The sequence below is a fragment of the Citrobacter sp. Cpo040 genome, assembly GCF_030332915.1.
In the GTDB taxonomy this organism is placed as follows: domain Bacteria; phylum Pseudomonadota; class Gammaproteobacteria; order Enterobacterales; family Enterobacteriaceae; genus Citrobacter; species Citrobacter portucalensis.
The window spans coordinates 4,504-23,670 of record NZ_JAOWGX010000037.1; the positions used below are offsets into that span (position 1 = coordinate 4,504).

Sequence of the window (19,167 nt, forward strand, 5' to 3'; positions counted from 1 at the left end):
CTCTGTGCTACCGTTCGACTTGCATGTGTTAGGCCTGCCGCCAGCGTTCAATCTGAGCCATGATCAAACTCTTCAATTTAAAAGTTTGATGCTCAATGAATTAAACTTCGTAATGAATTACGTGTTCACTCGTTGAGACTTGGTATTCATTTTTCGTCTTGCGACGTTAAGAATCCGTATCTTCGAGTGCCCACACAGATTGTCTGATAAATTGTTAAAGAGCAGTGCCGCTTCGCTTTTTCTCAGCGGCGCGGGGTGTGCATATTACGCCATCCCGCTACGAAGTCAAGCATTTAATTTCGCTTTCTTCGCCGGAGTTCTCAGTGGAACCCCGCTGACCCGGCGGCTTGTAATCCGTTGTTCCGTGTCAGTGGAGGCGCATTATAGGGAGTTATTTCAGGCTGACAAGTTAAAAATATAAAAAACTTATCAAGCGATTACTTTTCAATCAACACATCCATTTCTGCCTGGATTTTAAACAAAAACGAGCCCCGCAGGGCCCGTTTATTGTTGTTTTGTGACTTACTGCACTGCCACTATGCGATCGTCATTCACTTCCAGACGAATCGTTTTGCCTGGAATCAGTTCACCAGACAGAATTTGCTGCGCCAGCGGGTTTTCGATCTGCTGCTGGATAGCACGTTTCAATGGACGCGCGCCATACACCGGATCGTAACCATTCGCGCTCAGCAGTTTAAGCGCCTCGTCAGAAATATGGATTTCATAGCCACGCTCTTCCAGACGTTTGTACAGACGCTGCAACTGGATCTGAGCAATAGAAGCAATGTGCTGCTCACCCAGCGGATGGAATACGACAACCTCATCTATACGGTTGATGAATTCCGGGCGGAAGTTATGGCTCACGACGCCCAGCACCATATCTTTCATGTGACCGTAATCCAACTCACCGAAGCGTTCCTGGATCAGATCGGACCCCAGGTTCGAGGTCATGATGACAACCGTATTACGGAAGTCGACCGTTCTCCCCTGTCCGTCAGTCAGACGACCATCATCAAGCACCTGCAGCAGAATGTTGAACACATCCGGATGCGCTTTCTCCACTTCATCCAACAAGATGACGGAGTAAGGACGACGACGTACTGCTTCCGTCAGATACCCACCCTCTTCATAACCGACATATCCCGGAGGCGCCCCGACCAAACGAGACACGGAGTGTTTCTCCATAAACTCGGACATATCGATACGCACCATTGCATCGTCACTGTCGAACATAAAGTTTGCCAGCGCTTTGCACAGTTCGGTTTTACCGACACCGGTTGGACCAAGGAACAGGAATGAACCAATCGGACGATTCGGATCGGACAAGCCCGCGCGGCTACGACGAATGGCATTAGAAACGGCTTCCACCGCTTCGTTCTGACCAATCACGCGGCTGTGCAGCTCCTGCTCCATACGCAACAGTTTTTCACGTTCGCCTTCCAGCATGCGAGCAACAGGGATCCCCGTCCAGCGCGCCAGTACCTCAGCAATTTCCGCATCCGTAACTTTATTACGCAGCAGACGCATGGTTTTGCCTTCAGACTGGGTGGCTGCTTCCAGCTGTTTTTCCAGTTCAGGAATTTTGCCGTACTGCAGTTCAGACATCCGCGCCAGGTCGCCAACGCGGCGCGCCTGTTCGATGGCGATTTTTGCCTGCTCCAGCTCAGCCTTGATAGTTTGCGTTCCCGAGAGGGAAGCTTTTTCAGCTTTCCACTCTTCCTCTAACTCAGAATACTGGCGTTCTTTGTCGTCCAGCTCTTCGTTGAGCATATCGAGACGTTTTTTACTTGCCTCATCAGACTCTTTCATTAATGCCTGCTGTTCCAGTTTGAGCTGGATAATACGGCGGTCGAGTCTGTCGAGTTCCTCCGGCTTGGAGTCAATCTGCATACGAATGCTGGATGCCGCTTCGTCAATAAGGTCGATAGCTTTATCCGGCAACTGACGATCGGCAATATAGCGATGAGACAGCGTAGCAGCCGCAACAATCGCCGGGTCAGTAATCTGCACATGATGGTGCAGTTCATAACGTTCTTTCAGGCCACGCAAGATTGCGATGGTGTCTTCCACTGAAGGTTCAGCCACAAACACTTTCTGGAAACGACGTTCCAGCGCCGCATCTTTTTCGATGTACTGGCGATATTCATCAAGCGTTGTTGCGCCTACGCAGTGCAGTTCCCCGCGAGCCAGTGCTGGTTTCAGCATGTTCCCGGCGTCCATTGCGCCATCGGCTTTACCCGCCCCAACCATGGTATGCAATTCGTCGATAAACAGAATGACGTTGCCTTCCTGTTTCGAGAGATCGTTCAGCACACCTTTTAAACGTTCTTCGAACTCACCACGATATTTGGCCCCAGCCACCAGCGCGCCCATATCCAGCGCCAGTACACGACGGCCTTTTAAGCCTTCCGGCACTTCACCATTGATGATGCGTTGGGCCAGCCCTTCAACGATGGCGGTTTTACCGACACCGGGTTCACCGATTAACACCGGGTTATTTTTAGTACGACGTTGCAGCACCTGAATGGTACGGCGAATTTCTTCATCACGGCCGATGACCGGATCGAGTTTGCCCTGTTCGGCACGTTCGGTCAGATCGACGGTATATTTTTTCAAGGCCTGACGTTGGTCTTCAGCCCCCTGGTCATTCACGCTTTCACCTCCACGCATTTGTTCAATTGCCTGAGTGATATTGGCGGTCGTCGCGCCTGCTGATTTTAATAAGTCGGTCAGCGTACCGCGTGACTCAAGCGCCGCCAGAACGAACAGTTCTGACGAAATAAAGTTGTCCCCACGTTTTTGCGCCAGCTTGTCGCAAAGATTCAGTACACGCACCAGTTCCTGAGAAGGCTGCACATCGCCACCGGTACCTTCTACCTGTGGCAAACGGCTCAACGCCTGGTCAATGGCTGTACGTAACTGGCCAGCATTAATGCCAGCAGACGTTAATAAAGGACGTACCGATCCCCCTTCCTGATTCAGCAAGGCGCTCATTAGATGAAGTGGTTCGATGAATTGATTGTCGTGCCCCAATGCGAGTGACTGGGCATCGGCAAGAGCAAGCTGGAATTTATTAGTAAGACGATCCAGACGCATAACTCCTCCCATAACAGGTCAAAATTGCTACTGGAGATTAAATGAGGTCATCCCTCAATTATTCAAGGTGAATGACCTGAATTATGTGAAAAGAAAATTACACGTACCGGATCGTCTTGATTCTTTAGGTTATATCAGCCAAATAAAACTTGCCATACGACCCGTGGTATTGTCGCGACGATAAGAGAAGAACGTCTCACTTTCGCTGAAGGTGCAACGGTCGCCGCCGTGGATGTTCTCTAACCCGACACTGGACAGACGCTGGCGCGCAAGCTGGTAGATATCCGCCAGATACTTATCGCCGCGCGGTACAAATGCAAGGTCCGCTTGCGGATCTTTCGTCATGAACGCCTCGCGGACTTCTGGTCCAACTTCAAACGCGTTTGGACCTATCGCCGGGCCTAGCCAGGCAATAATGTTTTCAGGTTTGTCGGCAAAACACGCCACCGTCTCTTCCAGCACGCCGGCGCATAATCCGCGCCAACCCGCATGGGCCGCAGCAACTTCCGTTCCGGCACGATTGCAAAACAACACCGGCAAACAATCAGCGGTCATCACCGCACACACGGTGCCCGGCGTGTTGCTGTACGACGCATCTGCGCGTTTGCAGGCGTAAGGCTCGCCGGTAAGTTTCAGGACATCCTTACCGTGGACCTGCTCCAACCAGACTGGCTTTGACGGCAGATTGCCCGCAGCAAACAGTCGTTTGCGGTTCTCTTCAACATGCTCCGGGTTATCGCCGCAATGGGCGCCCAGATTCAGCGAATCGTAAGGCGGCATACTGACTCCGCCAATACGGGTAGAACTACACGCCGCGACACCTTGCGGTATCGGCCACTGCGGGACAATTAGCTTACTCATAGCCAGGCAATATCATCCTTATGTTCTTCGAAATCAGCGCGCATCACTTCAATCAACTGCACCATATCTTGTGGGATCGGCGCATGCCATTCCATTTCGATACCGGAAATCGGGTGATACAAACGCAGCATGGTCGCGTGCAGCGCTTGACGGTCGAACTTACGCAGTACGGAGATAAATTCGTCAGAAGCGCCTTTCGGTGGACGTGGACGACCGCCGTAAACCTGATCGCCCACCAGCGGATGAGTGATATGTGCCATGTGCACGCGGATCTGGTGCGTACGTCCGGTTTCCAGACGCAACCGCAGACGCGTGTGCACACGGAAGTGTTCCATAATGCGATAGTGCGTTACCGCCGGTTTCCCCATTGGGTGTACCGCCATGTGCGTACGCTTGGTCGGGTGACGGCTAATCGGTTCCTCAACGGTTCCGCCAGCAGTCATGTGACCAATTGCCACGGCTTCGTACTCACGGGTAATTTCGCGCAGCTGCAACGACTCCACCAAACGTGTTTGCGCCGGAACCGTTTTTGCCACCACCATTAATCCGGTCGTGTCTTTATCCAGACGGTGCACGATACCTGCACGAGGAACATCCGCGATTGGCGGGTAGTAATGCAGTAACGCATTCAATACCGTACCATCGGGATTCCCGGCGCCCGGATGCACTACAAGGTCACGGGGTTTGTTGATGACAAGAATGTCGTCATCTTCATAAACGATATCCAGTGGGATATCCTGAGGTTCAAAACGAACCTCTTCATCAATTTCTGCATTGATGGAGACACGCTCTCCACCCAACACTTTTTCTTTCGGTTTATCGCAAAGTTGGTCATTTACCAGTACGCGCTGGTCGAGGATCCATTCTTTTATGCGCGATCGCGAATAATCAGGGAACAATTCGGCCAAAGCCTGATCTAAGCGTTGACCGAGCTGATTTTCGGAGACTGTTGCGGTGAGTTCTACTCGTTGTGCCATAAACTGCTTCTTCGTTTAACGTTGGGTTTTACGGCTTTGCCGTTTAATATAGTGTGCTATTGTAGCTGGTCTTAACCGGGAGCAGGAACAGAGAATCTCCCGTATTACATTTTGAGGAAAGTCAAAACGTCATGACGCGCATGAAATATCTGGTGGCAGCAGCCACGTTGAGCCTGTTTTTGGCGGGTTGCTCTGGTTCAAAGGAAGAGGTGCCCGATAATCCGCCAAATGAAATCTACGCGACTGCTCAGCAAAAGCTGCAGGACGGTAACTGGAAACAGGCAATAACGCAATTGGAAGCGTTGGATAACCGTTATCCATTTGGACCGTATTCTCAGCAGGTGCAATTAGATCTCATCTACGCCTACTACAAAAACGCCGATCTGCCACTTGCTCAGGCTGCCATCGATCGTTTTATCCGTCTTAACCCGACACACCCTAACATTGATTATGTCATGTATATGCGTGGCCTGACCAATATGGCGTTGGATGATAGCGCACTGCAAGGATTCTTTGGTGTTGATCGTAGCGATCGCGATCCGCAACATGCCCGAGCTGCGTTTAATGACTTTTCCAAACTGGTGCGTGGGTATCCGAATAGCCAGTACACCACTGACGCCACCAAACGTCTGGTGTTCCTGAAAGACCGCCTGGCGAAGTATGAATACTCCGTTGCGGAATACTACACTGCCCGCGGCGCATGGGTTGCCGTGGTAAACCGTGTGGAAGGCATGCTGCGCGACTACCCGGATACCCAGGCAACACGTAATGCCCTGCCGTTGATGGAAAACGCTTATCGCCAGATGCAGATGAATGCGCAGGCTGAAAAAGTCGCGAAAATCATTGCCGCCAACAGCAGCAATACCTGATTTGCCTCAGAATGCAAAACGGCAGCCCAAGGGCTGCCGTTTTTTTATCCGTTAACGCCACAACTGAAGCGGTTTAGCTCCGACTCATCCCATCAAATATGGCCTGCTTTCAGGTATTCCTCAAGTAAAAAATCGCCTGTTCCTGCGGTGCCTCACAAAAAGGTTTTCTTGACAAAAAGCGACAAAATAATGTGATTTAGATCACACATTTTGACATTAGGAACGGTATGCTGGAATCACCAAGACGGGAAAGACAAGAGGTAAAATTTATGACAATGAACATTACCAGTAAACAAATGGAAATTACTCCGGCAATTCGCCAGCATGTCGCAGACCGTCTCGCCAAACTAGAAAAATGGCAAACTCATCTGATTAATCCACATATCATTCTGTCTAAGGAGCCACAGGGTTTCATTGCTGATGCCACCATCAATACACCGAACGGACATCTGGTCGCCAGCGCAAAACACGAGGATATGTACACAGCAATTAACGATTTGATCAACAAGCTGGAACGGCAGCTCAATAAAGTGCAGCACAAAGGCGAAGCCCGTCGTGCAACAACTTCAGTCAAAGACGCCAACTTCGTCGAAGCAGAAGAAGAGTAGTCCCTTACATTGAGTGTATCGCCAACGCGCCTTCGGGCGCGTTTTTTGTTGACAGGGTGAAAACAGTACGGGTACTTTACTGACGTAGCCAAAGGAAAATTACATGAAACTTGTCCCGTTCTTCTTCGCATTCTTTTTTACCTTCCCCTGAATGGGAGGCGTTTCGTCGTGTGATAAAGAATGCGAAGACGAACAATAAGGCCTCCCACAACGGGAGGCCTTTTTTATTGATAACAAGAAAGGCAACACTATGACATCGGAAAACCCATTGCTGGCGCTGCGCGATAAGATCAGCACGCTGGATGAAAAATTACTGGCCCTGCTGGCTGAGCGACGTGGACTGGCCGTAGAAGTTGGTAAAGCCAAACTGCTTTCGCATCGTCCGGTTCGTGATATCGACCGTGAACGTGACCTTTTGGACCGACTCATTCAGCTTGGCAAAGCACATCATCTTGATGCTCACTACATTACTCGCCTGTTCCAGCTCATAATCGAAGACTCCGTCCTGACTCAACAGGCACTGCTCCAGCAGCACCTGAACAAAATTAACCCACACTCCGCGCGCGTGGCCTTCCTTGGGCCAAAAGGGTCATATTCTCACCTCGCAGCACGTCAGTACGCCGCTCGCCATTTTGAACAATTTATTGAAAGCGGCTGCGCAAAATTTGCCGATATCTTTAATCAGGTCGAAACCGGACAGGCTGACTATGCTGTGGTACCGATTGAAAACACCAGCTCCGGTGGGATTAACGATGTTTACGACCTGCTGCAGCACACCAGCCTGTCTATCGTTGGCGAGATGACCATTACGATAGACCACTGTGTACTGGTGTCTGGCACGACGGATCTTGAGACCATTGAAACGGTATATAGCCATCCGCAGCCGTTCCAGCAGTGCAGCAAGTTCCTGAATCGCTACCCGCACTGGAAGATTGAGTACACTGAAAGTACCTCTGCGGCGATGGAAAAAGTTGCGCAGGCTAACTCACCGCGCGTGGCGGCTCTGGGGAGCGAAGCCGGAGGCGTACTGTATGGATTGCAGGTTCTCGAGCATATTGAGGCTAACCAGTCGCAAAACATCACCCGCTTCGTGGTGCTGGCACGCAAAGCCATCAATGTTTCCGATCAGGTTCCGGCAAAAACAACCCTGTTGATGGCAACAGGACAACAGGCCGGTGCGCTGGTTGAGGCGCTGCTGGTACTGCGTAACCATAATCTGATTATGACTAAACTGGAGTCACGCCCGATTCACGGCAATCCGTGGGAAGAGATGTTTTATCTTGATATCCAGGCCAACCTGGAATCGCCCCAGATGCAAAAAGCATTGAAAGAGCTGGGTGAGATTACGCGTTCGATGAAAGTACTGGGATGCTATCCAAGTGAGAACGTGGTGCCAGTCGATCCGAGCTAACGTTTGACAATGCCGGATGGCGCTACGCTTATCCGGCCTACGATTCATACGATTTTTGAAGGCCGGATAAGGCGAAGCCGCCATCCGGCATCTTAATTAAGGACGGCTATCATTCGCCTGGCGTAACAAAGTACGGCTTTCACTCTGGAAGCGTTTCGCATAATCGCCAAACCAATGCTCCACCTTACGGAAACTGTCGATAAACGCTTGCTTATCGCCCTGCTCCAGTAAACCGATCGCCTCGCCAAAACGTTGGTAGTAGCGTTTAATCAGCGCAAGGTTGCTCTCAGACGACATAATAATATCGGCATAGAGCTGCGGATCCTGGGCAAACAGACGGCCAACCATCGCCAGCTCAAGCCGGTAAATCGGCGAAGAGAGCGCCAGCAGCTGCTCCAGTTGAACGTTCTCTTCCGCTAAATGCAGACCGTAAGCAAAGGTCGCAAAGTGACGCAGTGCCTGAATAAACGCCATGTTCTGGTCATGTTCAACGGCGCTGATCCGATGCAGTCGCGCACCCCATACCTGAATCTGTTCCAGAAACCACTGATAAGCTTCCGGCTGACGTCCGTCACACCAAACGACGACCTGCTTGGCCAGACTGCCGCTGTCCGGACCAAACATTGGGTGTAACCCCACCACCGGGCCATCATGTGCAGCCAGCATCGCCTGCAAAGGACCATTTTTCACCGAAGCCAGATCCACCAGAATGCAGTCAGACGGCAGACGCGGTAGTTTGGCGATCACCTGCTCGGTGACGTGGATCGGCACGCTGACGATCACCATGCCAGCATCAGAGACGATCTCCGGCGCGCGATCCCAGTCCTGCTGTTCCAGGATCCGCACCAGGTAACCTGACAGGGTGAGCATTTTTTCGAACAGACGCCCCATCTGACCGCCGCCGCCGACAATCACCACCGGCCGCAGAGAAGGACAAAGCGTTTTAAACCCTTTGTCGTTCTCACTGGAGTAGGACTCACGCATAACGCGGCGTAGCACATCTTCAATCAGGTCCGGCGGCACGCCAAGGGCTTCCGCTTCCGCCCGGCGAGAGGCCAGCATAGAGGCTTCCCGTTCCGGCACGTAGATCGGCAGCCCAAAGCGGCTTTTTACTTCACCTACTTCGGCAACCAGCTCCAGGCGGCGTGCCAGTAAATCCAGCAACGCCTTGTCGACTTCATCAATTTGATCGCGTAATGCGGTCAATTCAGCAACCATAACCAACCTCTTATGCTACACGCGCCGACAGCTGGCCGTTTAAATCCTGGCTAATTTCACGCAGTAGCGCATCCGTCATTTCCCAGCTAATGCAGGCGTCAGTTACGGATACGCCGTATTTCATTTCGCTGCGCGGCTGTTCGGAAGACTGGTTGCCTTCGTGAATATTACTTTCAATCATCAAGCCAATGATCGAGCGATTGCCATCTTTGATTTGTGCAATCACGGATTCAGCCACGGCAGGCTGACGGCGGTAATCTTTATTGGAATTACCATGACTGCAATCTACCATCAGAGAAGGTCGTAGTCCCGCCTGCTCCATCTCTTTTTCGCACTGGGCGACATCTGCCGGGCTGTAGTTCGGCGCTTTACCCCCGCGCAAGATCACGTGACCGTCCGGATTCCCCTGTGTTTGCAGCAGTGCAACCTGCCCGGCCTGGTTAATACCGACAAAGCGGTGCGACTGCGCAGCCGCACGCATGGCGTTAATGGCGGTAGCCAGGCTACCGTCGGTACCATTCTTAAAGCCAACCGGCATCGAAAGACCGGAAGCCATTTCACGGTGGGTCTGCGATTCCGTAGTACGGGCACCGATTGCGGACCAGCTAAACAGATCGCCCAGGTATTGCGGGCTATTTGGATCCAGCGCTTCAGTTGCCAGCGGCAGTCCCATATTTACCAGTTCAAGCAGCAGCTGACGCGCAATTTTCAGACCTGCTTCAACATCAAAAGAGCCATCCATATGAGGATCGTTAATTAACCCTTTCCAGCCGACAGTGGTACGGGGTTTTTCAAAATAGACGCGCATCACCAGGTAGAGGCTATCGCTGACCTCTGCGGCAAGGGCTTTAAATCGACGAGCATACTCAATCGCCATTTCAGGATCGTGAATGGAGCATGGGCCACATACGACCAGCAGGCGCGGATCGCGACCGGAGATAATATCTGAGATGGTTTTACGCGACTGGGCGATTTGCGCCTCTTGCTCATGGCTCAGCGGAAATTCAGCTTTCAGCTGCTCCGGAGTCATCAGAACCTGTTCGTCGGTAATATGTACGTTGTTCAGCGCGTCTTTTTGCATGATGGTGATCCTGTTTAGCTCGTTTGCGATAGTTGATCCTCAGCGAGGAGGAAATAACGATATCACAATAGGTAAAGATTTCAATCCACAATCCGTAAATTTTAATTTACATGATGTTATTTCAAGGCAAAAACAGCCCTTGCAAATGTACATTTAAATTTACACTACCGAATTTTCAGATCCACTATGCTTAAAAAAACGAAGGAGCACAGGCAATGAAGCAACTCATCAGCATCTTGTTTCTATTACTTCTTAGCGGATGTCAGATAGACCCCTACACCCATGCCCCTACCTGGACTGGTACCGACTGGTACGACGCCGGGATACAAGATGCCATTTCGGGTTATGCCGTTAAAGATAATGAAACGCTTGCCGACAACTACAATGACCCCGACGTCGATCGTACGGAATACCTTAAGGGTTACGCCGAGGGACAACGTAAAACCTGCCAGCAGGATTTTGTTTATGCCAGAGGCCTGACCGGGAAAACTTTTCCGCCCAGTTGCGATACTGTCGAAAATGTTGACCAGTTACACAGCGCCTGGCAGCAAGGGGCAAACGAGGGTGCTGCCTCGATAAGGTTAAATTAAACAATGGTTTATATTTTATAAACCATTAGGATTTAACTTAAATCACCAATAGCATTATTCCAGGAATAATGACGGCTTAGGAAAATAATGTTATTTTGTTGCAAACAATCTTGAATGTATTTCGACGTTTTACAGCAAACGCTGGTAGGTAACTATTCATGAGCTATTCTTACCGACTCATACTTCTACTGGCACTGCTCCTGACCGGATTACCGCTGTATGCCCAAAGCGTTACGGAAGAAGCAAAATCGGTACGCGCTATGGTTTCCGGCATCGTCAGTTATACACGCTGGCCTGCACTTTCCGGGCCCCCAAAACTGTGTATTTTCTCTTCATCGCGTTTTTCCAGTGTCCTGAAAGATACCAGTGCAGGCGCATTACCCTATCTTCCCGTCATCATCCGTACGGAACAAGAAATATTAGTTTCGCAGTGTGACGGTTTTTATTTTGGAAAAGAATCCCCTACTTATCAGGTGGAATTAAAGAATAAATATCCGACTAAGGCATTGTTATTAATTGCTGAACAGAACCCTGAATGCGTTATTGGCAGCGCCTTTTGCCTCATAATTAAAGACGAAGATGTGAGATTTTCCGTAAATATGGATTCCCTTTCACGCAGCGGCGTAAGGGTCAGTCCAGACGTATTGATGCTTGCACGGAATAATAAGCATGGATAAGGGCCATTCTCCCATAGCACGCCCGACGTTTAAGCGAACATTACGGCGTATCAGCATAATCAGCGTTCTGGTAACCATGATGCTGATCTGGCTGCTGCTCAGCATTTCTTCCGTGCTGGCATTAAGACAGTATGCGCAAAAGAATCTGGATCTGACTGCCGCTACCATGACCCGTACGCTCGAAGCTGCATTAGTCTTTTCTGATAGTGTTGCAGCAACTGAAACGCTGGCGGCACTGGGTCAGCAGGGGCAATTTTCCGTTGCAGAAGTTCGTAATAAAAACCAGAAGGTGATCGCCACCTGGCGCTATAACGCGCAGGATACCACTGAAAAGATCAGCGGGATGATCAGCCACTGGCTGTTCCCACAACCGGTCACTCAGCCGATTTTGCATAATGGCAATGTCATCGGCGAAGTACGATTGACTGCGCGCGATAGCGTTATCAGTCATTTCATCTATTTGTCGCTGGCCGTCCTTACCGGGTGCATTCTGTTGGCATCCGGTATTGCATTAATGCTCACTCGCTATTTACACAATGGCGTTGTGGATGCACTGCAAAACATTACCGAGGTGGTACATGATGTTCGTACCAACCGTAACTTTTCACGGCGCGTATCAGAGGAACGCATTGAAGAGTTTCATCTCTTTGCCCTGGACTTTAATAGTCTGCTGGACGAGATGGAGGAGTGGCAACTTAAACTGCAGGCAAAAAACGCTCAGCTGTTGCGTACTGCACTACATGATCCTCTGACGGGTCTGGCAAATCGCGCCGCATTTCGCAGCAGCATAAATGCCCTAATGAATGATGATGCCGCCCACAGCAGCTCGGCATTGTTATTCCTTGATGGCGACAATTTTAAATTTATTAATGATACCTGGGGCCACGCAGCGGGGGATCGGGTCCTGATTGAAGTCGCAAAAAGGTTATCCGAGTTTGGGGGGAGTCGCCATTACCCATACAGACTTGGCGGCGATGAGTTCGCTATGGTGCTGTACAGCGTTCATTCTGAATATGAGGTTCAGCGGATCTGCGCGGCACTGTCACAAGAGTTTAACCGACCTTTTGACCTGCATAATGGTCATCTGGCAAGCATGACGCTCAGTATTGGGTTTGCGCTGACGTGGGAACATGCCTCTGCCGAAAAATTACAAGAACTTGCCGATCAAAATATGTATCAGGCTAAACATTTGCGTTCTGAACGCATTATTAAAAAATAAGGAATTACACACATGCTAAAACGTTTATTATCCCCGTTTCTTCTGCTTTTACTGATTCTGGCTGGCTGTCAGGCACCTCAGGGAAAATTTACCCCAGAGCAAATTGCAGCCATGAAATCATACGGATTTACTGAAGCATCAGGAGACTGGTCTCTCGGCCTGTCTGACACTATCCTGTTTGACAAAAATGACTATAAACTCCGTCCTGAAAGTGAAAAACAGATCAAGGAAATGGCATCCAAACTGGCAGCTACCGGGCTAAATCATGCTCGCCTGGATGGTCATACTGATAACTACGGTGAAGACAGCTATAACGAAGCTCTGTCACTCAAACGCGCTAATGTCGTTGCCGATGCCTGGGCGCAGGGCGCTAATATTCCCCGCACCAACCTGACTACTCAGGGACTCGGGAAGAAATATCCCATTGCCAGCAACCAGACATCAAAAGGTCGCGCTGAAAACCGCCGCGTGGCGGTCGTGATCACGACACCATAATCGTCCCCCAACTGGCTGCGCGCCGCGCAGTCCTTCTATTGCCATAAAGAACAAAAGAGTAAACGTCGGGATAAAAAAAGGGCCAGCCTTTCGGCCAGCCCTTTTCTAACAGGATGTCGCTTGCGCGAATCTTAGTTAAGACGCTTTTACCTTACGCCATTGATAAACATGCATTTTTCATTATAAACAGTTAGTTATATGTATCGCTAGTGCAACGAAATGCGGTCAAAAACATGCTGCATGGGCAGAATGTGGACACTACTTATTTCCCTGCGCAATCTTACCCGCAACTGCCTCGGTCAGTTTTACTAAGGTATCAAGTTCATTTTTGTCTAACTTTCGAGCTTCAATAATTTCAGTGGTTTGCCCTGCCTCTAGTCTTCCAACTCTCGAGCTAAAATTGATCTTATCTAGAAGATCTATTATATCAATATCTTTTTGGCTACTCATTGCAAGTTTTATAATAGCAAGGCTTTCCTCGCGGGAACGTTTTATCGCCTCGTAATAACGAAACTCATCCATTGTTACCCTATATTGCTTTAAAAAGAAAAATGCTATTAACTCCAAGAAAAATAACACACCAAAATTAGGAATAAGATACATTACCTTGGTGACTGCATCACCTTTAGTATCGATTACATGTGATTGAGAATAGAAAAAACCCAACCCTATTATTGCAAAGCAAACGCCAACCAATAAATAAAGACTACCACGGGAATAAATATTCTTCGCAAGGCCTTCAGAGCTAGTAATCAGACCTTTAAGATAAAAATCCAGCGAATCATCCTTATCCGCCCCCCCCTCTTCTTGAGCCTTTTTGAGCAATTTTATCTCATTGATGATGTCCACAACGTTAAACATTGACGATTTATTTATTGACTCACTACCAGTGATTCTCATAAGTATTCTTTGGATCGGAGATACACCATAAATAATTGTGTAAACGATCACAAATGATACAGTAAATAACGACCTAATAAACCACGGCAACTGGGTAAGGTCTGTTCTCGAATTCGGAAACAAATAATAAAAAGTTGAGTCTAATATCCCTGTGGAAAATATTATATTTGCAATTAAAAATACAGCACCTATCTCAACCAAATTATAATAACCACGAGTATATACTCTCTTAATTTTAGCCTCAGACATCTTTGGCGGTGTATCGATAGTAGGCTCACTCATCATATAATCCTGTTAAATTAGAAATAGGGTTAAGAGTTACAGCTTCTTCTAAATGATCTGGTGCAAAATGAGCATATATCATAGTTTCCCTAATATTGGCATGGCCTAAAATCCGTTGGAGTACCAAGATATTACCTCCATTCATCATAAAATGGCTTGCAAACGTATGACGTAGCACATGCGTCATCTGTCCCTCAGCTAACTCGATATCGGTCAGAGCGAGCATTTTCTTAAACTCCAGATAGCAGGGGTGAAACATTTTACCCTGCAAAGGAGCCAACTCGTCATACAGCCACCGAGGGCTCGGTACTATACGGTTCTTCTTACCTTTAGTTTTCGTTAAGATCAGCTTGTAGGGTAAAAGCTTTGAACGAATCAGACGGTTGGCTTCACCCTATCTAGTACGCCTCACGAGATGATACTTTAAGAACACTTTTTCTTAGAGCGACTAATACTACCATCATTACAGACAAATTTTCCGTCAGCGGTGCAATGCGATACTCCACCTTTAGATTTAGAACATGGGTAGTTTTTTGCAGATACAGTAGAAGATGAAATTGAGAGCAGTATTATTATTAGAAAAGAAAAACATACTTTCATTAGTATTATCCTTTAAATAGAGAACATCAAATATTACTCATGATTTTTATTGTTGCTGCCTGACATTCCTCGCACGCTTTAGCACCAGTTAGGTACTAAAATCCTTATCGAGCACTAGTCAGTTACAGGACCAAACCCAGCATAATCACCCAAACAATAATCTTGGTAAATATAGAAGCATTGGGTTTCGCAATTACAGACCACATACTATCAAAACAATGTTTACCGTTTGTGATCCGTTTCTAATATGTCGTAAAAACAAGGCGATGCAACCATATCAATATAATTATTTTTATTATAATCACCATCAACATGTAATCAACTGCACTGCATCCACCATTACAACCGTAACAACAATAAACAATGCTTTCTGAACTTCAGTTCCCGCCAAAATATCGGATAATTTATTTATTAACCACACTCCACAATATTTCGACATATTATGGGCAGCATCAATAAAAAAAGGGCCAGCCTTTCGGCCAGCCCTTTTCTAACAGGATGTCGCTTGCGCGAATCTTAGTTAAGACGCTCTTTGATACGAGCAGACTTACCAGTGCGCTCACGCAGGTAGTACAGTTTAGCTTTACGAACAGCACCACGACGTTTAACAGCAATGCTGTCAACTACCGGAGAGTGAGTCTGGAAGACACGCTCAACGCCTTCGCCGTTGGAAATTTTACGAACAGTGAATGCAGAGTGCAGACCGCGGTTACGAATAGCGATAACCACGCCCTCGAATGCCTGCAGACGTTTTTTGGAACCTTCAACAACCCATACTTTCACTTCCACGGTATCACCCGGACGGAAGGAAGGTACGTCCTGCTTCATCTGTTCTTGTTCAAGTTGCTTAATAATGTTGCTCATAATTTAATCTCTTATCCTGGGTAAACTGATATTGGGGGCTTACGCCTGCCCATCATGTTTATGTTGCTGTTGTGCGTGTTCCTTTTTGAACTCCGCCAGCAACCTTGCTTGCTCTTCAGTCAGAGCCAGGTTTTCCAGAAGTTCAGGTCTTCTAAGCCAGGTCCGGCCCAGCGACTGCTTCAAACGCCAGCGACGTATCTCAGCGTGGTTCCCCGACAGTAACACCGCCGGTACTTCCATCTGCTCTAACACTTCAGGTCGGGTATAGTGCGGGCAATCCAGCAACCCATCAGCAAACGAATCTTCGATTGCCGAAGCCTCATGACCCAGAACTCCCGGAATAAACCGGGACACGGAGTCGATCAGCGTCATTGCCGGTAACTCACCACCGCTGAGTACGTAATCGCCGATTGACCATTCTTCGTCAATTTCGGTTTGAATCACGCGCTCATCTATTCCTTCATAGCGACCACATACCAGAATCAGCTTTTGATTCGTGGCCAGTTCGCTGACGCCCGCTTGATCAAGCTTGCGTCCCTGAGGTGACAGATAAATCACCTTTGCGCCTTCACCAGCCGCAGCTTTTGCTGCATGAATGGCGTCCCGTAAAGGTTGCACCATCATTAACATCCCCGGTCCGCCGCCGTAAGGACGATCGTCCACGGTACGGTGCCGGTCATGAGTAAAGTCACGAGGACTCCAGCTCTGGATGTTCAGCAGGCCATTTTTTACTGCCCGGCCAGTTACCCCGTAATCGGTAATTGCGCGGAACATTTCTGGAAACAGGCTAACGATACCTATAAACACAAGCCAATCCCCATAACGCCGACTTTTACCGTTTATCCGGTGGTTTAAAAACCAGGATCCCAATCTACTTCGATAGTACGAGTAGCGAGATCGACTTTCTTGATAACCTGCCCATCGAGGAACGGCACAAGACGTTCCTTGATACCAAACGCATCTTTCAGGTTTGCCTTGATGACGATGACGTCATTCGAACCGGTTTCCATCATATCGACGACTTTACCGAGATCGTAGCCTTCAGTAGTCACTACCTGGCAGCCCATAAGGTCTTTCCAGTAGTAGGAACCATCTTCCAGCGCTGGCAACTGCGAGGAATCCACGACAATTTCGCAATTAGTCAGTAGATTCGCCGAATCACGATCGTCAACGCCTTTCAGCTTGATGATCAGATCCTGATTGTGGTGCTTCCAGCTTTCCAGCTGTACTTGCTGCCACTGACCCGCCTTCTGGATAAACCAGGGCTGATAGTCAAAAATGCTTTCGGCGTCTTCAGTGGAAGAAAACACTCTGAGCCAACCACGGATACCGTAAGAAGACCCCATTTTCCCCAAAACGATGGGTTCCACAGGAGCCTGTGCGGCGAGTTGCTTGCTCATCATGACCACCGTGACAGATTAAGCTGCTTTGTTTGCTGCTTTGATCAGCGTAGCTACGCGATCAGAAATAGTCGCGCCCTGGCCAACCCAGTGAGCGATGCGATCCAGATCCAGGCGAGTGCCTTCTTCTTTTTCGCTAGCGATTGGGTTAAAGAAGCCAACGCGCTCGATGAAGCGACCGTTGCGTGCATTACGGCTGTCGGTAACAACAACCTGGTAGAACGGACGCTTTTTAGCGCCGTGACGAGCTAAACGAATAGTAACCATAACATCCTCTTGTGTGAATAAAACACCCAGGCCCCATCGAGGAACGGAGCCCGGGTGTCATATTAAAAGCCCGAAAATTTTACTGATTTCTGGGGAAAATGCAATCAGCAGTTGATAACTCTGCTATAAAAGGCCGTTGGCGGTGCCGTCAGTTCGGTGCCGGCGTGCGCGCAGCCACCGGAGCGTACACGCAGTACGTGAGGATGGCGAGCACACCCCAGTGCCGAAATGGCAAACAAGCCAGGCCGATTAGCGGCCTGGGAATCCTGGGGGCATCATCCCCTTCATACCACGCATCATCTTCGCCATTCCGCCCTTCTTCATTTTCTTCATCATGCGCTGCATGTCGTCGAACTGTTTCAGAAGGCGGTTTACGTCCTGTACCTGCATACCGCAACCGGCAGCGATACGGCGTTTGCGGGAACCTTTGATAATTTCCGGCTTAGCGCGTTCTTTCATCGTCATCGAGTTGATGATGGCTTCCATACGCACCAGCACTTTATCGTCCATCTGCGATTTCACATTGTCAGGGATCTGACCCATGCCCGGCAGCTTGCCCATCAGGCTTGCCATACCGCCCATGTTTTTCATCTGGTTGAGCTGTTCAAGGAAATCGTTGAGATCGAAGCCATCGCCTTTTTTCAGCTTGCTGGCTAATTTTTCTGCCTGCGCACGGTCAACCTTGCTTTCGATATCTTCGATCAGCGACAGCACGTCACCCATGCCGAGAATGCGCGAAGCAATCCTGTCCGGATGGAACGGCTCCAGTGCTTCGGTTTTCTCGCCGACGCCGAGGAATTTAATCGGCTTACCGGTAATATGACGAATAGAGAGCGCCGCACCGCCACGGGCATCACCATCAACTTTTGTCAGCACTACGCCGGTTAACGGCAGCGCTTCGTTAAAGGCTTTTGCGGTATTTGCGGCATCCTGACCGGTCATGGCGTCGACCACAAACAGCGTTTCTACCGGCTTGATAGAAGCGTGGACCTGTTTGATTTCGTCCATCATGGCTTCGTCAACGTGCAGACGACCGGCGGTATCCACCAGCAGCACGTCGTAGAATTTGAGTTTGGCTTCTTTCAGCGCGGCGTTAACGATATCGACCGGCTTCTGGCCGACATCCGACGGGAAGAAGTCAACACCGACCTGCTCGGCCAGCGTTTCCAGCTGTTTGATCGCCGCCGGGCGATAAACGTCCGCAGAGACCACCAGCACTTTCTTCTTGTGCTTCTCGCGCAGGAATTTACCCAACTTACCGACGCTGGTCGTTTTACCCGCACCCTGCAGGCCCGCCATCAGCACCACGGCTGGCGGCTGCGCAGCCAGATTCAGGGTCTGGTTTTCTTCGCCCATTGCCGCAACCAGTTCGTTACGGACAATCTTGACGAACTCCTGACCCGGCGTCAGGCTTTTGTTAACTTCATGACCAACCGCTTTCTCTTTTACGCGATTGATAAACTCACGCACTACCGGCAGCGCTACGTCAGCCTCCAGCAGCGCCATGCGCACTTCGCGCAGCGTCTCTTTAACGTTGTCTTCAGTAAGGCGTCCACGGCCACTGATATTGCGCAGCGTGCGCGACAAACGATCGGTTAAATTATCAAACATTGTCTCTCGCCTGGGGTGGAAACGGTCGGTCGCGACAGCGACACATCATCAGAAATTTGTCGCAGTATAACATGAAGCCGCCTTTGTTGTTATGCAACGGTTGGAGCAGCGGTCACGTAACGCTATACTGCTTTTCTTTAT

Annotated in this window: 20 protein-coding genes, 1 rRNA gene, 1 pseudogene and 1 other annotated feature (1 of these 23 only partly in view); of the genes and pseudogenes, 8 read left to right on the forward strand and 14 right to left on the reverse strand. The window is 49.3% G+C overall.

What is annotated here, in order from left to right; translation table 11 throughout:
* The 4 genes from OGX86_RS18680 to rluD form a co-directional block, all read right to left on the reverse strand.
* Positions 1-79: ribosomal RNA gene (locus OGX86_RS18680) — 16S ribosomal RNA — on the reverse strand (it extends 1,500 nt beyond the left edge of the window).
* 443 nt (positions 80-522) lie between these two features.
* Complete coding sequence (gene clpB, locus OGX86_RS18685; RefSeq protein WP_020996274.1) at positions 523-3,096, reverse strand: ATP-dependent chaperone ClpB; 2,574 nt, start codon at positions 3,094-3,096, stop codon at positions 523-525.
* Between the two features lie 129 nt (positions 3,097-3,225).
* Positions 3,226-3,957, reverse strand: coding sequence for a purine nucleoside phosphorylase YfiH (gene yfiH, locus OGX86_RS18690; RefSeq protein WP_048225113.1), 732 nt, complete (start codon positions 3,955-3,957; stop codon positions 3,226-3,228).
* A complete protein-coding gene (gene rluD / locus OGX86_RS18695; protein ID WP_003826464.1) occupies positions 3,954-4,934 on the reverse strand; it encodes a 23S rRNA pseudouridine(1911/1915/1917) synthase RluD in 981 nt (326 codons plus the stop codon). Before rluD ends, yfiH begins: the two co-directional genes overlap by 4 nt.
* A gap of 131 nt (positions 4,935-5,065) precedes the next feature.
* On the opposite strand from rluD, the gene bamD reads away from it, so the two are divergent.
* The 4 genes from bamD (at position 5,066) to pheA (ending at position 7,822) form a co-directional block, all read left to right on the forward strand.
* Positions 5,066-5,803, forward strand: a complete 738-nt coding sequence (gene bamD, locus OGX86_RS18700) for an outer membrane protein assembly factor BamD (RefSeq protein ID WP_003826460.1) — start codon at positions 5,066-5,068, stop codon at positions 5,801-5,803.
* Between the two features lie 269 nt (positions 5,804-6,072).
* Positions 6,073-6,411 carry a ribosome-associated translation inhibitor RaiA gene (gene raiA / locus OGX86_RS18705; protein ID WP_003031244.1) on the forward strand — a complete coding sequence of 113 codons (339 nt, stop codon included), beginning with the start codon at positions 6,073-6,075 and terminating at the stop codon, positions 6,409-6,411.
* Positions 6,412-6,513: 102 nt separating this feature from the next.
* Positions 6,514-6,639: a sequence feature (Phe leader region), on the forward strand.
* Positions 6,515-6,562, forward strand: a complete 48-nt coding sequence (gene pheL, locus OGX86_RS18710; protein WP_100250063.1) for a pheA operon leader peptide PheL — start codon at positions 6,515-6,517, stop codon at positions 6,560-6,562. (Overlaps the previous feature by 48 nt.)
* 22 nt (positions 6,640-6,661) lie before the next feature.
* Entirely contained in the window at positions 6,662-7,822 is a 1,161-nt protein-coding gene (gene pheA, locus OGX86_RS18715) for a bifunctional chorismate mutase/prephenate dehydratase (RefSeq protein ID WP_003826458.1), read from the forward strand.
* Positions 7,823-7,918: 96 nt separating this feature from the next.
* On the opposite strand, the gene tyrA is transcribed toward pheA, so the two are convergent.
* Positions 7,919-9,040 carry a bifunctional chorismate mutase/prephenate dehydrogenase gene (gene tyrA / locus OGX86_RS18720; protein ID WP_286640370.1) on the reverse strand — a complete coding sequence of 374 codons (1,122 nt, stop codon included), beginning with the start codon at positions 9,038-9,040 and terminating at the stop codon, positions 7,919-7,921.
* A gap of 10 nt (positions 9,041-9,050) precedes the next feature.
* Positions 9,051-10,121, reverse strand: a complete 1,071-nt coding sequence (gene aroF, locus OGX86_RS18725; protein ID WP_008785515.1) for a 3-deoxy-7-phosphoheptulonate synthase AroF — start codon at positions 10,119-10,121, stop codon at positions 9,051-9,053.
* Positions 10,122-10,336: 215 nt separating this feature from the next.
* Between aroF and OGX86_RS18730 the strand changes: the two genes are divergently transcribed.
* The 4 genes from OGX86_RS18730 (at position 10,337) to OGX86_RS18745 (ending at position 13,102) form a co-directional block, all read left to right on the forward strand.
* Positions 10,337-10,711, forward strand: coding sequence for a DUF2799 domain-containing protein (locus OGX86_RS18730; RefSeq protein WP_008785516.1), 375 nt, complete (start codon positions 10,337-10,339; stop codon positions 10,709-10,711).
* 158 nt (positions 10,712-10,869) lie between these two features.
* Positions 10,870-11,388: a regulatory sequestration protein YfiR gene (gene yfiR / locus OGX86_RS18735; RefSeq protein WP_003826451.1), complete on the forward strand. Its 519-nt coding sequence runs from the start codon at positions 10,870-10,872 to the stop codon at positions 11,386-11,388.
* Positions 11,381-12,607 carry a diguanylate cyclase DgcN/YfiN gene (dgcN, locus tag OGX86_RS18740; protein WP_003826449.1) on the forward strand — a complete coding sequence of 409 codons (1,227 nt, stop codon included), beginning with the start codon at positions 11,381-11,383 and terminating at the stop codon, positions 12,605-12,607. The genes yfiR and dgcN overlap by 8 nt, the downstream gene beginning before the upstream one ends.
* A gap of 12 nt (positions 12,608-12,619) precedes the next feature.
* Positions 12,620-13,102, forward strand: coding sequence for an OmpA family protein (locus tag OGX86_RS18745; RefSeq protein WP_003826447.1), 483 nt, complete (start codon positions 12,620-12,622; stop codon positions 13,100-13,102).
* A gap of 258 nt (positions 13,103-13,360) precedes the next feature.
* Here OGX86_RS18745 and OGX86_RS18750 read toward each other — a convergent pair whose 3' ends face one another.
* The 8 genes and pseudogenes from OGX86_RS18750 to ffh all read right to left on the reverse strand — a co-directional run bounded on the left by OGX86_RS18750 (position 13,361) and on the right by ffh (position 19,026).
* Entirely contained in the window at positions 13,361-14,284 is a 924-nt protein-coding gene (locus OGX86_RS18750) for a hypothetical protein (RefSeq protein WP_256134028.1), read from the reverse strand.
* Positions 14,277-14,678 (reverse strand): annotated as a pseudogene (locus OGX86_RS18755) (tyrosine-type recombinase/integrase); the annotation flags it as partial. The gene OGX86_RS18750 and the pseudogene OGX86_RS18755, both read right to left, overlap by 8 nt.
* Positions 14,679-14,707: 29 nt before the next feature.
* A complete protein-coding gene (locus tag OGX86_RS22870) occupies positions 14,708-14,884 on the reverse strand; it encodes a YdcA family protein (RefSeq protein ID WP_458573879.1) in 177 nt (58 codons plus the stop codon).
* Positions 14,885-15,400: 516 nt separating this feature from the next.
* Complete coding sequence (rplS, locus tag OGX86_RS18760) at positions 15,401-15,748, reverse strand: 50S ribosomal protein L19 (protein WP_002914145.1); 348 nt, start codon at positions 15,746-15,748, stop codon at positions 15,401-15,403.
* Between the two features lie 39 nt (positions 15,749-15,787).
* Positions 15,788-16,555: a tRNA (guanosine(37)-N1)-methyltransferase TrmD gene (gene trmD, locus OGX86_RS18765; protein WP_003031232.1), complete on the reverse strand. Its 768-nt coding sequence runs from the start codon at positions 16,553-16,555 to the stop codon at positions 15,788-15,790.
* Between the two features lie 44 nt (positions 16,556-16,599).
* Positions 16,600-17,148, reverse strand: a complete 549-nt coding sequence (gene rimM / locus OGX86_RS18770) for a ribosome maturation factor RimM (RefSeq protein WP_003031230.1) — start codon at positions 17,146-17,148, stop codon at positions 16,600-16,602.
* Between the two features lie 18 nt (positions 17,149-17,166).
* Complete coding sequence (gene rpsP / locus OGX86_RS18775) at positions 17,167-17,415, reverse strand: 30S ribosomal protein S16 (RefSeq protein ID WP_003031228.1); 249 nt, start codon at positions 17,413-17,415, stop codon at positions 17,167-17,169.
* A gap of 249 nt (positions 17,416-17,664) precedes the next feature.
* A complete protein-coding gene (gene ffh / locus OGX86_RS18780; RefSeq protein WP_003031226.1) occupies positions 17,665-19,026 on the reverse strand; it encodes a signal recognition particle protein in 1,362 nt (453 codons plus the stop codon).
* Positions 19,027-19,167: the final 141 nt, after the last annotated feature.